General features: G+C 38.2%; 13 protein-coding genes. 6 read left to right on the top strand and 7 right to left on the bottom strand.

Annotated elements, in window-relative coordinates; genetic code table 11:
* Nucleotides 1-15 precede the first annotated feature (15 nt).
* A complete protein-coding gene (locus AACZ88_RS22800; RefSeq protein ID WP_339715752.1) occupies nt 16-1,194 on the bottom strand; it encodes a DUF748 domain-containing protein in 1,179 nt (392 codons plus the stop codon).
* A 32-nt stretch (nt 1,195-1,226) separates the two neighbouring features.
* Complete coding sequence (locus AACZ88_RS22795) at nt 1,227-2,501, bottom strand: sorbosone dehydrogenase family protein (protein ID WP_339715749.1); 1,275 nt, start codon at nt 2,499-2,501, stop codon at nt 1,227-1,229.
* A gap of 190 nt (nt 2,502-2,691) precedes the next feature.
* On the opposite strand from AACZ88_RS22795, the gene AACZ88_RS22790 reads away from it, so the two are divergent.
* Together AACZ88_RS22790 and AACZ88_RS22785 are read left to right on the top strand one after the other, a co-directional pair.
* A complete protein-coding gene (locus AACZ88_RS22790) occupies nt 2,692-3,219 on the top strand; it encodes a pyridoxamine 5'-phosphate oxidase family protein (RefSeq protein ID WP_339715747.1) in 528 nt (175 codons plus the stop codon).
* 39 nt (nt 3,220-3,258) lie between these two features.
* The gene (locus AACZ88_RS22785; RefSeq protein ID WP_339715745.1) at nt 3,259-3,693 is read left to right on the top strand and encodes a response regulator; all 435 of its coding nucleotides are present in this window, start codon (nt 3,259-3,261) and stop codon (nt 3,691-3,693) included.
* Nucleotides 3,694-3,716: 23 nt separating this feature from the next.
* Here the strand turns inward: AACZ88_RS22785 and AACZ88_RS22780 are convergent, their stop codons facing one another.
* From AACZ88_RS22780 to AACZ88_RS22770, 3 genes are all read right to left on the bottom strand, one after another.
* Nucleotides 3,717-4,445, bottom strand: a complete 729-nt coding sequence (locus AACZ88_RS22780; protein WP_339715743.1) for a phosphatase PAP2 family protein — start codon at nt 4,443-4,445, stop codon at nt 3,717-3,719.
* Between the two features lie 279 nt (nt 4,446-4,724).
* Nucleotides 4,725-5,552, bottom strand: coding sequence for a GIY-YIG nuclease family protein (locus AACZ88_RS22775; RefSeq protein ID WP_339715741.1), 828 nt, complete (start codon nt 5,550-5,552; stop codon nt 4,725-4,727).
* A 70-nt stretch (nt 5,553-5,622) separates the two neighbouring features.
* Nucleotides 5,623-6,087, bottom strand: a complete 465-nt coding sequence (locus AACZ88_RS22770; protein WP_339715738.1) for a PA2169 family four-helix-bundle protein — start codon at nt 6,085-6,087, stop codon at nt 5,623-5,625.
* Between the two features lie 524 nt (nt 6,088-6,611).
* On the opposite strand from AACZ88_RS22770, the gene AACZ88_RS22765 reads away from it, so the two are divergent.
* Together AACZ88_RS22765 and AACZ88_RS22760 are read left to right on the top strand one after the other, a co-directional pair.
* Entirely contained in the window at nt 6,612-9,131 is a 2,520-nt protein-coding gene (locus AACZ88_RS22765) for a PAS domain-containing protein (RefSeq protein WP_339715736.1), read from the top strand.
* Between the two features lie 107 nt (nt 9,132-9,238).
* Nucleotides 9,239-9,703: a response regulator gene (locus AACZ88_RS22760; RefSeq protein ID WP_339715733.1), complete on the top strand. Its 465-nt coding sequence runs from the start codon at nt 9,239-9,241 to the stop codon at nt 9,701-9,703.
* Between the two features lie 24 nt (nt 9,704-9,727).
* On the opposite strand, the gene AACZ88_RS22755 is transcribed toward AACZ88_RS22760, so the two are convergent.
* Nucleotides 9,728-10,573, bottom strand: a complete 846-nt coding sequence (locus tag AACZ88_RS22755) for an SDR family oxidoreductase (protein WP_339715822.1) — start codon at nt 10,571-10,573, stop codon at nt 9,728-9,730.
* Nucleotides 10,574-10,986: 413 nt separating this feature from the next.
* On the opposite strand from AACZ88_RS22755, the gene AACZ88_RS22750 reads away from it, so the two are divergent.
* Nucleotides 10,987-11,598, top strand: a complete 612-nt coding sequence (locus tag AACZ88_RS22750; protein WP_339715730.1) for a hypothetical protein — start codon at nt 10,987-10,989, stop codon at nt 11,596-11,598.
* 81 nt (nt 11,599-11,679) lie between these two features.
* Here the strand turns inward: AACZ88_RS22750 and AACZ88_RS22745 are convergent, their stop codons facing one another.
* A complete protein-coding gene (locus AACZ88_RS22745) occupies nt 11,680-12,129 on the bottom strand; it encodes a DUF6789 family protein (protein ID WP_339715728.1) in 450 nt (149 codons plus the stop codon).
* Between the two features lie 448 nt (nt 12,130-12,577).
* On the opposite strand from AACZ88_RS22745, the gene AACZ88_RS22740 reads away from it, so the two are divergent.
* Complete coding sequence (locus tag AACZ88_RS22740; RefSeq protein WP_339715725.1) at nt 12,578-13,030, top strand: PA2169 family four-helix-bundle protein; 453 nt, start codon at nt 12,578-12,580, stop codon at nt 13,028-13,030.
* Nucleotides 13,031-13,150 lie beyond the last annotated feature (120 nt).

Here is a 13,150-nt window from a genome sequence, read left to right as displayed (position 1 = left end):
ATTCTGGGTACGGAATTATTCCAAATTGTCTTTCTTCCGCTCTTTCTTTTTTTCGGCACGCCGTTCTTGGCGGGCTTCCTTTCGTATTTGTTTTTTGTCGACCTTATCGGCACCAGCCTCAGCATCCTTAAAATCAATATCATCATCAACTATTCCTTGAAACGCCTTTATCCAGGCATTTTGAAATATGTTTGTAATTGTCGGCCAAATTTTGGTGCCGACATTGTTCAAATCGCCTTCTATCGGAACTTTGGTTGCCAAAGTATTATTTTTTTGATTTTTAAGAACAAACTTGAAAAATCCCACAAAACCTTCCCATAGTGTTTCCAAAAAGCCGTCTTCTTTGCCCAAAAGCTTTCCATTTTTTAAGATGGGTTTGATAGAGCCTTTAAGAAAGCCATCGGCAATGGCAACCTCTCCAAATACTTCGAAAGTGCCACTTTCAAAATCGATTTCGGCGTAATGTTTGGTGAAATCGTTCAATGCCGTAGCATTCGCACCCTCCAATGAAAACGCTATATCCATATCGGGAATCTGTTTCACCAAGTTCATTTTACCATCAAGTTTCATATTGCCCTCCCCTATAGATACCGCCCTTGCATGCACTTCAGAAGGTAAGGTTCTATTCTTTTGGATTACATTGCGTAGGTTGATGGCTTTCAAATGAATATTTTTCAAGTTCAAATCAATATTCGGATTCGCCTGCAACTGTACGAATGCCGCCGTACCATCAATAATTTCTAACCGGTTTATATCGATAGGCACCAAGTCTGTCAATGCCTTGGACCAATCTTCAACTTCAGGTTCAGCACCGGTCGAATCTTGTTGGTCTTCGAAAACATAGATAAACTTTGGCCGGGTCATGATAACTTCGCTCACTATTTTGCCATCAAAAAGCGCTTTCCATTCTACAGATATGTCGGTTTTTTCAAAATCGAGATAGGGTACTTCAGACCCCGCATTCACCTTGTTTAAATATAGACCGTCTATAGTATAGGCACCCCGAACCAAAGCTAAATCTATATCTGCCACTTGGCCGTAATAACCAGGAATATCTGCCAGTACCCCATTGACATATTTCTTTACGACAAAAGGCAAAAGCAATCTAGCCACCAATAAAATTACGATAATGGCTATAGGAACGATATACCGTTTCTTTTTATAACGACGACGTTTCGACTTTTTATCCGTCATACTTTATTTTTTCAACATTGTGGTTTTACAATTTATTTTTCTGCGCTAACCCTCCATACGGTATGGGTTTTATCATCAGTAATCAATAATGACCCATCTTGAGTGACGATAGCCCCGACGGGGCGGCCATAAACTTTGTCATCATCTGGGTCTACAATGAACCCTGTTAAAAAGTCTTCGGTGTCGCCAGATGGGCTACCATTTTCAAAAGGAACGAACACTACTTTATAACCAGATAGCTTTTTCCGGTTCCAAGATCCGTGCTGCACCACAAAGGCTCCACCATGGTATTTTTCAGGGAAACTATTTCCGGTATAAAAGACCAACCCGAGCGAAGCAGTATGCGATTGTAAGGCATAATCTGGGATAATTGTTTCATCGTAAGCTTTCGGTTTTTCGATTTCAACCCTGGGGTCTTCAACCCCGAAATAGGAATAGGGCCAGCCATAGAAACCGTTCTTTTTAACACTGGTAAGATAATCAGGCACTAAATCGTTACCCAAACCATCACGTTCGTTCACTACGGTCCATAATGTTTTTGTTTCGGGTTCCCAATCCATTCCGACCGGATTTCGCAAACCAGAGGCATAAACGTTCATTTCTTTGCTTTCTCTATTGTAGACAAGAATGTTCGCCTTTAACAGCTCTTTCTCAATACCTTTTTCAGCGATATTTGTACCGCTTCCAATGGCAATAAAAATTTTGGAGCCATCTTGGCTTGCAATAATATTACGTGTCCAATGTTGGTTTATTTTTCCCGCAGGCAAAGGAAGTATTTTTTCTTCCTTCGCTTTTATTTTCGTGTCCCCCTCTTCATAAGGATAGCGGATTAAACCGTCTGTATTGGCGACATAAAAGGAATCATCTAATGCAAGCATTCCAAAAGGCTGATTGAGTCCTTGCCGCAAAAACGTTTCCCGAATATCGGGCCTACCATCTTGGTTGGAATCACGTAATAAAGTGATAACATCGGCACTATGACTCAAATTTTTTGATTTTCCCGCTCCGATGATCCAAGCACCGATCTGTTTGAAAAAACCATAGTTCGAATTACTCTGGGCAACTAAGATGTCGCCATTGGGAAGTTCGTACAACCATCGTGGGTTATCAAAACCATCAGCATATTTTGTCACCCTAAAACCTGCGGGTGCAACGGGCTTTCTACCATCCTTCCAACCGATGACCTTTGAAAAATTAGACACCGATTTCGTCGCAAACGGGCGAGGCAAAGTATCGACGGGTAAGTTTTGTGCGACTCCGTCAACAACCAAAAGCGAGAAAAAAATACGTAAAAATAAAATTTTCATAAACTTAATTTAGGTGAAAAAATAACTGATAATACGGAAGAAAGTTATCGCAATAGCTTTAAGGTTTAACTTTAAACATAAGCCCCGTTTGGTACTGTTAAAATTTTATTGCGTCAATATCCAATGGAATCGGCGCACCTTTTGAAAACACTTAAGCGTAATTTCAATGCATAATTTAAAAAACCAGGTTATGAGCGAGCAACACTTATATAACGAAGAGGCCAAGAAAAAATTAAGAGACCTAGCAGAAGGTATTGATATTGCGATGATGGAAACAAATCTTGGCGCAATGCCCTCACATTACTTTCCTATGAGCACAAAAGATGTCGACAAGGATGGCTACATTTGGTTTTTGAGTAACAAAAATAGTGAACATAATATTCATCTAAATTTGGACAAAAACATTCAACTTGTCTATGCAAAACCGAGCGACATGCAATTTATGACCGTGTACGGAAAGGCCACGATTACTACTGAAAGAACGATTTTGGCGCATTATTATGAAAAGACAGATGATACGTGGTTTAATGGAATAGATGATCCCAACCTTTCGGCAATCAAAGTTATCCCTGAAGATGTTCATTATTGGGATACCAAAAATGGCAAATTTGTGAGTCTTATAAAAATGGGCATCGGGGCAATGACAGGAAAAACACAAGACGTAGGGAAGAAAGGTGACTTAAACCTTGAACAAAACGATTATCCCATAAACCATTAAACTTACAATCCAGTGACACTTTCTTCAAACCACACCAAAATGAACCCACTCACTATTTTCTTGGCAGATGATGACAGTGATGACCGAGAACTATTTATGGATGCATTAGCCGAAATTCCATTAGAGACTAAGGTGAAGCAGTTCAATGATGGTATCGAGCTAATGGATAATCTTTTTTCCGACGAGCCGCTACCCGATGTAATTTTTTTGGATTTACGCATGCCTCTGATGGACGGATTTGAATGTTTGAACGATATTCGTAGCTTTAGCCAATTCTCCGATATCAAAGTTATCGTTTATTCTTCTTCGTACCATAAACGGGAAGTCAATCAGCTTAGACGAGATGGGGCCAACAGGTATTTACAAAAGCCTACCTCGTACAATCAGCTCAAAACGCTACTTTACCGAAGTATCAAACCTTTTGTTATGGGTGATAAAAAAGACACTAATTCGCCATTTGTGATTCTAACGTGAAATTAGGAAGAACATGGCTGAGCTCATGTTTTTATGTCCTTTCTGAAAACCTCGATAAGATCAAACACCAGTATACAAAAAATAACCCAAATAAAGCCGGCAATAAAGCCTCCTGCTATATCTGAAGGAAAATGAACTCCGAGATAGATACGGCTAATTCCGATGCTTAGAATTAGTGTTACTAAAAATAGAATTACACAGAGTTTTAAAAATTTGTTCATTTTGAACTTATAAAATAAAAAAATCATAAATCCGTAAAAAGCCATGGCGCTCATCGCATGGCCACTCGGGTAACTCAAGGTTTCTACAGATACGAGATGCTCTATGCCGGGCCGGGCCCTATCAATAAACCTTTTCAACATCATATTTGAAACCGTGGCCAAAATTAAAACAAGTGTCACCTGGGCAACGTATTTCCATCTTTTGAAGACCACCGATGATACGAAAGCAGAAATACCAACAACGATAAGATAACCATAAAAATCGCCCACATGGGTCACAAATAAGAAATATCGGGTCAGTGCGGGTGAACGATGGGATATTATATAATCTGTAATTTGGGCATCGTATACGGCTAATGTCTCTGTCTTTAAAGTGTCCGTAAGTTCTATAAAGAGGTTGATACCGCCAACAACCAGAATTAAGGCGATGGTAACTGTAATAATATAAGGAAGGTACTGACTATATCGCTTCAATACAGGTGCCAGAACCGCTCTTATTTTTTTAATGAATGCTTTAAGTGTTTCTCTCATGTAAGAAATTTATTGGTAAAATAGCCATGTAAAAAATGGATACATTTTGTACAATGATTGTATTAAAATTCAAAAAAACTAGACTGGCGATATTCGGGGTTACCATCGTTCCCTACCATATTCAATTGTTTAACCACGGCTTTACTATGATATATTTTTAATGTCAAATTATGTGGTTTCGATTGTATTGAAAAATATAATAATGCAACAAATCACAAAATATTTTTGCTTCATTTAATACATGCACGGTATCAAATTCTGAGTAGTCGTTCATATTCTTTACGTTGTTTTAGCATCCAAATTCATTATTCGAAAAGGATTCTTTTTGCGATATACGCTTAGTATTTGTCCAATAAAATAATTGTGGTTTCTAGGTTCCATTATTTCTAGTAGTTCTTCGATACCACAAATCTGTTGCGAGCCATCAACATAGCAAAAACCCTGATAGACACCATTCAGTACCAAAACTAAACATCGCTCGCCGTGTTGTCTACCTTTTTCTTGAATGATAAAAGAAGCAGTGCTCGCCTTTAATGAAGCCAAAGCCTCTTCGGCCCGAATATTATAACTGGAAACATCCTCCGTGCCACTACATACCCCTTTGCAAAATGGAAATTTGACTAGGGCACATCTTCCTTTTTTGCGTTGGAGCCCTGAAAATTTAGGGCAAAGATTAAATTCCTCGCACATCATTTCCAACTTCCTTTTGGCCGCACTTTTCGAAAAAAATAATTCTGTCGGTACATGCATCAAAGGCAGCTCTTCTACCGTCATCTGTAGAATTCCTGTTTTCGTATAGGCCGAATGAATATAGAAGGCGTTTCGCGATTTCTTCTGTACCATATTGTGCTTGGGCTGGTGCTTCTGAATCAAATCCGCTTCAAGAAGCAAAGCTATCAATTCGTTTCCCGTTAGTTCAAAATCAATAGAGAAAGTTTCATTACACAAAATCACCTCTTTGACTAATTTACTATGGAAATGACTTAAGACCCTCTTCTTTACGTTTTTGGCTTTCCCTATATAAATAATTTCTCCTTCCTTGTTTTGAAATTTATAAATACCAGGTCTGCTCGGCAACCTATCAAACTCTTGGTGATTCAAATACATACAATGGAATTTATCCCAAAAATAGGAAATATTCCAAAAAATAGTATCCTATCTACCATCATGAAATTTGCTAAGATTCTTCTTGAAACTCGATATTCTCCATTGCCCTCAAAATAGCAAGACCATCCTCGATTTTAGCGCGATGCGCTTTTAAAAGGACATCTGTGCTAGGCGGCATGGTTGTTTCGGCGAAAACGTCATTGTACTCCTCTAGCGCAGCCTTTTCTCCTCGCATAGCCTCCTTCAACATGGCCTTATCACTGTCGACTGAAAAGGCTGCTTTTATTTCCATCCAAGTGCGGTGAATATCTCCGGTAAGGCTTGGCGTCTGAACACAGGGGTGGCCGAAAGAATGTATCTCCTCTTTAAGTTCTTCCCTGAATATTCTTCTTTCAATGGCCCTAGCCACAAACCATTCTGACAAAGTTTTCGACGTTACGATTTGGCCGGCTTTCTCGAAACCCTCCTGAGCATCCCTATTTTTTTGAACAAGGGCATTAAGCTTCTCTGCTATTTTTTCTGTGTTTGTTTCCATTCCCCTAACCTTGGAATTATGTTTAAATTTATTCCATTCTTTGCTGTGGAATGGGCTTCATCCGTATAAATATTACTCTGAAAAATGAAACTATCCGTTATTTTCCTAGGCTCTAGGGGTGCTTAAGATCCTAGTACCGAACAATGTTCCGTTTGGAGTAAATATTTGCCTGTTTGCGTTCTCCTATTTTAGATAAAAATCCGAATTTGGTATACGAGAGGATAAACAATATTTTAGGCCGAAGCGTGGTTGAGGATTAAATCGGAGACCTATTCGAACAACCGTCTGTATTACGTATTGAATATTACCCTGAAATATATTCTCCCGACTTTAGACTTTGCAGCTAATTTTTATACTAAGTTTAAGAGTAACTTTCTAAAAAAGGATTAGTCGCAACTATCGATTGTATAATAAGGTAACAATTTATTCAAAAGAAGAAAAACATCCTTTCTTACAAATTATTTTCCTTGATTTGTAAACAAAAACGGTAAGGAAGTAATAACTTTTATTTTAACAGGTGTCGATTGAATTTAGATAACAACAAAAGCATCCCCAAGTTCCTGCAAGGCGGTGGCGAAATGGGCCAAATCATTAATGATAAGGACTGGTCTTCCCATTCCTTGGGAAAACCTGAAAATTGGCCAGTCGCCTTAAAAGTAACCATAAGCAATATACTGAAAACAGCTTTCCCGAAATTTGTTTTTTGGGGAAGTGATCTTATATGTTTTTATAACGACGCCTATCGTCCCAGTTTAGGAAAAGATGGGAAACATCCCTCCATTCTAGGAGAAGCGGCGGCATTTGCTTGGCCAGAAATATGGGATACCATCGAACCCCTGATCCATCAGGTACTGACCACGGGAAAACCTACATGGAGCGAAAATCAACTGATACCTATCTATCGAAACGGTAAGATTGAAAATGTATACTGGACATTTAGTCATAGTGCTCTTCTTGGAGACGATGAAAACGTTTCGGGCATTCTGGTGACGTGCACCGAAACTACAGAAGCAGTACTCAATCTAAAAAAATTAAAAGAAAGTGAAGATCTCTTAAAATTCGCCATTGATGCTGCCGAACTGGGAACATGGGACTATAACCCACAAACCGATAAATTCAGTGGTAATGAAAGACTTAAAAATTGGTTCGGTATCGAAAAAGATTTTGATATAGATTTAGCTGTTGCCATCGAGGCAATTCACGTCAAAGACCGAACTCGTGTCACCCAAGCCATACAAAATGCTTTGAAAGGTATAAACGGGGGTAAGTATGACATAACCTATTCCATTGTCAACTTAAAGTCAAAAGAGTTAAAAATTGTTCGTGCATTGGGTCGATCCTGGTTCGATGAAAATGGCGAGGTCTACCGTTTTAACGGAACCTTGCATGACGTCACCGAACAGGAAAAATCTGCGGAAGAAATAAAAAAGGTCAATGATCAAATTAAAGTAGAAAGGGAACGATTTAAGAATATCATTCACAATGCACCCGTGGGCATAGCCATATTCAAAGGTGATGAATGTGTAGTCGAAATGGCAAATTTTTCGCTTTTAAAAATCATAGATAAAACCCCAGCTGAATTCATAGGTCAAACTCTGTATAAAGCACTTCCTGAAATCGAAAAAAATGTTCGTCCCTTGTTCGAAGAAGTTCACCTTGAAAAGAAGTCGGTTCGCGGTACGGAATTCAACCTACCCATAAAGCGTAAGGGGGAAATACAGAATGCCTATTTCGACTTTGTATTACACCCTATTATAGGGGAAACTAATGAAGTAGCAGAAGTTATGCTGATTGCGAACGAAGTCACAGACTATGTCGTTGCAAGAATTACCTTGGCAGAAAACGAAAGCCAATTTAAGAACTTGGTGCTGCAATCACCTGTTGCAAAGGCAATCTTTAGGGGGAAGGATTTAAAAATCGAAATGGCCAATTACCAAATGCTGGACCATTTTTGGAGACGAACCTGGGACGAGGTCATTGGAAAAAATCTTATCGAAGTATTTCCCGAACTTAGAAACCAAAATTTTATTAGAGAAATTGAAGAAGTACTTCGAACTGGTCGCACTATACGGAACCAAGACTCTAAAGCCGTAGTTTTTAAAGACGGAAAAAAAATCGAATTCTATGTAAATTATGTTTATTTACCTTTAAAGGAAGTAGATGGATCGGTTTCGGGTGTAATGATTACCGTTACCGACGTAACCAATCAATTTCTCGCAAAAGAGAAGTTGATAAATTTCTCTAAAGAATTAGAAAAAAAGGTCGAGGAACGAACCGAGCTCCTCTATAAAGCGAACGAAAAATTACGGCATTCTGTTAAAAAACTGAAATATGCCAATGAAGAATTGGAGTCGTTCGCCTACGTTTCAAGCCATGATCTTCAAGAACCGTTGCGGAAAATTCAAATTTATACCTCGCGACTTCTAGAACATGAGCGAAACACCCTGACAACAACAGGAAAAAAGTTTTTTGACAAAATTACGGTCTCGGCCAGTCGTATGCGCACTTTAATCGATGACCTTTTGAGTTTTTCACGCATGGATGAAAACCGTGAGGAGTTCAAACCGACCAATCTGAATGACATATTAAATCAAGTTCTAGACAACCTTTCAGGTTTGATCGAGAACACCGATGCAAAGATTAGCAGTTCAGGTTTACCGACAGTCAACGCCGTACCTTTTCAAATGCGGCAAGTTTTTAGTAATCTTTTAGGAAACGCCCTCAAGTTCTCAAGAGAAAATAGCATACCTCAAATAGAAATCAACACAGAAACTGCTCAGCATCAAGATTTGAAAAGTGTAGGCTTGAATACAGACAATGCATATCATAAAATTAGTTTTAAGGACAATGGAATAGGCTTTGCGAACGATATGGCCGACCAAATTTTTGAAGTATTCAAGCGCTTGCATGGAAAAGGTGAATATGAAGGTACCGGAATGGGGCTTTCCATAGTGAAGAAAATTATCGCCAACCATGAAGGAGCCGTTACCGCGACCGGCGTATCTGGCGAAGGTGCGATTTTCACGCTGTACCTTCGAAAATAAAAAAGGCCTTTTTAAGACTTTTAGATTAAATTTCATAGATTTTTTCCAAGAGTGCTTTTTTTTAAAATCACTTGAAAGTTATTACTATTTTTGTACTATAAATCTCTATGCCCAAGGGGGAAATTGAAATGGATAACTATATTCATAAAATAATTTTGGTCGATGACGATGAAGATGATCGCGACCTCTTTGCCGAGGCTTTGGCAAGTCTTAACCTGAGGGTTGATCTTGTACAGTTTAAAAACGGGCACGAATTCTTAAACTATATCAAAAAAGTCGACAGTTCGCTTAACATTCATGTTTTTCTTGATTTGAACATGCCCATAATATCAGGTATAGAAGTATTAAAACAACTACGTAAAACCCTCCCGTTGGAGAATATTTTGGTAACTATCTATTCAACCTCTTCCTCCCCGAACGATGTAGAAAATGCCTATACTTATGGGGCAATGGGCTATCTACGAAAACCTTCCTGTTTTAATGAACTGCAAAAAATGATTGATAAGGCCATCAAATTAAGTCGGCTTCATAATGGAAAACAAGTGGCAAAAGAACAATTCGTTCTTAGTTAGAGGTCGATTTATTCTAACCCTAATTTACCCTCCAATAATTTCCCCTCCATTGATATGTAATACTTGCCCCGTCATATAGCTACTGTCTTGACTGGCCAAAAAAACGTAAGCAGGCCCCAATTCCGAAGGCTGCCCTGGGCGTCCCATAGGTACATCCTTACCAAAATCTTCCAGTTCTTTACCCTCGAAAGTTGCAGGGATCAAGGGTGTCCAAATAGGTCCTGGTGCAATGCCGTTGACACGGATGCCCTGTTTTGCCAGCCGTTTTGAAAGACTTCTTGTAAAAGCTACAATAGCCCCCTTTGTACTCGCATAGTCAATTAGGTGTTCAGACCCGCGATAGGCAGTAATTGAGGTGGTATTAATAATAGCATCATTTTTTTTTAAATGCGTAATTGCTGCTGAAGTAATGTAGAAGAAAGAATAAATATTCGTTTCGAAGGTTTTATGTAGGTTTTTAGTACTGATATCTTCAAGACTTTCTTCAGGGAATTGCATTGCGGCATTATTAACTACAATGTTCAACTTACCAAATTTAGCTATGGTCGACTGAACGGCGTGTTTACAGAATGCCTCTTCCTTAACATCCCCCTTTATCAAAAGACATTCGCGCCCCTCTTCTTCAATAGCCTGTTCAGTAACTTGGGCATCGGTATCTTCAGAGAAGTAAACAATGGCCACATCGGCACCTTCTCTGGCAAAATGTACTGCTGCACTTTTACCGATACCACTATCACCACCAGTTATTAGTGCAACTTTGCCCTTCAACTTCTCACTTCCCTTATAATTCTTTCGAATGGTTTGCGGTGTAATATTCATTTTATGTTGAAGGCCCGGTTGCTTCGCCTGTTGCTTTTTTTCGAGTGCCATTTTTTCGTCTACGCTCTCAAGAATATCATCAATAGAAGTCGCTGCTCGTTTTATATCCTTTGGCCCACTTTCAGGCTTTTGATTCGCTTTCATAACATTTTGAATTTAAAATTTAAATCGCTTTAATTTTAAAATTAGTTTCAAGGGTCCAATCGCTTTATTCCAATACAATTAAAAATTAGCCTAATTGATTTGCTTGAAAGAACAATTTATGATGCTCGTTTAATGGGCATGCATGCCAAGGATTCGTTTCCTATTTTCTATTTATGATTACGAAAAATTGGAAATGCCAATGTGACTAAAAGCAAATCCTTTGGGTCAATCCACGCCCTTATTGAGGTAAGAAAATTCTTCTAAAATCACTACTTTTAAGTTATAATTTTGTATATTTTTATTAATTTAAGTATGTCGTTATGTACAAGACCAAGGAAATAAGATGGTTTTTTAAAACCGAAAATACACAGATACAAAACTGGTTTAAGAATCATGAATTGAATGCCTCAAACATTCGAGAAGATTTATACTTACAATTGAACGATGAAAATATAGGAGTAAAATTAAGGGATGGTGCTATAGAGGTCAAGCACCGAACCAGAGCGCGCTCGAAAGGTTGTCTGATTACCGATGTATGGGGTTGTTTTGAACACTGGACCAAATGGAGTTTTGAAGCCAAAAGTGATGATCCTGTGCTACTGCAAATAACACAGGGCATTTACGAAAGATGGATTTCCGTAGAGAAAGAAAGGCTTGCATTACAGCTGACCGAAATTAATGGAAAAACAAAACTTTTCTCCCTTTCACAATCTTTAGACTATGGGTGTCAAATAGAGTACACAAAATTGAAAATCATGGGAGAAAAATGGTATACTTTTGGACTAGAATGGTTTGGGAATACTCATATGGAATTAGAAACGTCACTAATTTCCCAAATTTTGGGCAATACGAAATTATCTATTAAAGATTCTATTTCCTATCCCGCTTTTTTATCAGCTCAAGAAAACTTGAGTTATAAAACATTACCATAAAATCTTGATGCTCTTGTTTCGTACATCAAATCCCAAACACCATCGATTAACAACGAGCCAAAAGAATACCATATCAGAATATTAGATAAACTCTGCTAAAATGGTAGCTACGGTAGCGCCGAAGATACAATGTGCCATCAGCAATTGTATTAAAAATTCCTTTAAATCGGTTTCCGGAGCGTTCGGATGAAAAGCAAAAAGACTCAGCCAACCGACAGCTCCCACCATTCCTGCTATCAAACCCAATACCGCACCGAGCCATATAGACGGTTGCCATTCGAAAGTAATAAATAAACAGTACATCCAAACGGTAAAAAAAATACCAATACCATAGTGCAAGAACCAACCCCAAAGGGAATTTTCATTAGGTATTTCAGGAAGACACTTCGTGTTGTCTATAAACTTGTTGAGCAGTTGTGCCTCGTTAAACTCACGATTTCGTATTTGAGAAACCAAATAACTAAATAGGGTCATAGTAGTAGTGGCAAGAATCCCTGCAAGCAGTATTGCATATATGGCGGTAGAACCCATCGTTTTAATTTAAAAATTGTAACGCTTGTCGTTTTTTAATTTCTCCAAAACCCTATTCAAAATAAGGATGTTGTCTTCATCCATTAAATTGTTCCCATCAGCTTAGCCTGAGAATCAACATTTTTTAGATTCTTTATTTATCATTTGCTTCAATACATCACTCCCACCATATAAATATCTTATTATAATTCTTTTTATAAGCAAATTCAAAGGTGCCACAAAATTATTGAGACTTACAAGAAAGAATTGTCCAAATCGAAGCGAATATTATCGTGAATGAAGAAATTATACCAACCACACACCTAAGCTAATAAAAGGGAAATTAAATCAAGAGCACAATGTATTACTACCAGTATTCCTATTTGTGTTAAAAATGAAATGAATTCAGTTCATCGTCTATACTTTCAATTACTAATTTTAGCTAGGTTTAATTAAAACATTTAATACAATGGAAACAAAAAATAGAAAATTAGTCAATCAATTAGAGGAAATTCTCGAAAAGAACCGGGATGCCGAAAAAGGGTATAAAAAAGCCGCAGAAAATGCAGATAGTCTTAATCTTAAATCCTTTTTTGAACGAAAATCGGGTCAGCGCAAAACTTTCAACGAAGCGTTAAAGCGGGAACTCGTAGCCAGTTACGATGAAATCGATGACGACGGCAGTTTTACGGGTACTATGCATCGTACATGGATGGACATCAAATCTTTCTTCTCCGGCAATAATGACGAATCAATGCTTGAAGAGGCTATTCGAGGCGACAAAGCGGCCGTTGAAGAATATGAGGAAGTTTTGAAAGAAGAGGCGCTACCTATTAGCGTTGCCACCATCATTCGTGATCAGCTGATGAAGATCAGAACCGATTTGAATAAGATTAGAACTCTTGAAGACTTGAAAGATTAGTTTGTTTGATTGGTAATAAGAGCGGCCCCTAACGATGTGGGCCGCTTTTATATTTTTGACCATAGCGAGAACCTATTTCCTAAAATCATTCTAACGGATTCATGACCATAAAACTAATTT

It is taken from the genome of uncultured Kriegella sp., from assembly GCF_963975415.1.
Taxonomy (GTDB): Bacteria; Bacteroidota; Bacteroidia; order Flavobacteriales; family Flavobacteriaceae; genus Kriegella.
The sequence above is the reverse complement of the archived record's forward strand: the minus strand, read 5'-3'. Positions and strand labels throughout refer to the sequence as shown.

Coding starts and splice junctions, on each gene's coding strand:
- AACZ88_RS22755 (WP_339715822.1), bottom strand. CDS start 10,573: ATGGCACTCGAAAAAAAGCAACAGGCGAAGCAACCGGGCCTTCAACAT.
- AACZ88_RS22770 (WP_339715738.1), bottom strand. CDS start 6,087: ATGGAAACAAACACAGAAAAAATAGCAGAGAAGCTTAATGCCCTTGTT.
- AACZ88_RS22750 (WP_339715730.1), top strand. CDS start 10,987: ATGTACAAGACCAAGGAAATAAGATGGTTTTTTAAAACCGAAAATACA.
- AACZ88_RS22760 (WP_339715733.1), top strand. CDS start 9,239: ATGCCCAAGGGGGAAATTGAAATGGATAACTATATTCATAAAATAATT.
- AACZ88_RS22790 (WP_339715747.1), top strand. CDS start 2,692: ATGAGCGAGCAACACTTATATAACGAAGAGGCCAAGAAAAAATTAAGA.
- AACZ88_RS22740 (WP_339715725.1), top strand. CDS start 12,578: ATGGAAACAAAAAATAGAAAATTAGTCAATCAATTAGAGGAAATTCTC.
- AACZ88_RS22785 (WP_339715745.1), top strand. CDS start 3,259: ATGAACCCACTCACTATTTTCTTGGCAGATGATGACAGTGATGACCGA.
- AACZ88_RS22780 (WP_339715743.1), bottom strand. CDS start 4,445: ATGAGAGAAACACTTAAAGCATTCATTAAAAAAATAAGAGCGGTTCTG.
- AACZ88_RS22800 (WP_339715752.1), bottom strand. CDS start 1,194: ATGACGGATAAAAAGTCGAAACGTCGTCGTTATAAAAAGAAACGGTAT.
- AACZ88_RS22795 (WP_339715749.1), bottom strand. CDS start 2,501: ATGAAAATTTTATTTTTACGTATTTTTTTCTCGCTTTTGGTTGTTGAC.
- AACZ88_RS22745 (WP_339715728.1), bottom strand. CDS start 12,129: ATGGGTTCTACCGCCATATATGCAATACTGCTTGCAGGGATTCTTGCC.
- AACZ88_RS22775 (WP_339715741.1), bottom strand. CDS start 5,552: ATGTATTTGAATCACCAAGAGTTTGATAGGTTGCCGAGCAGACCTGGT.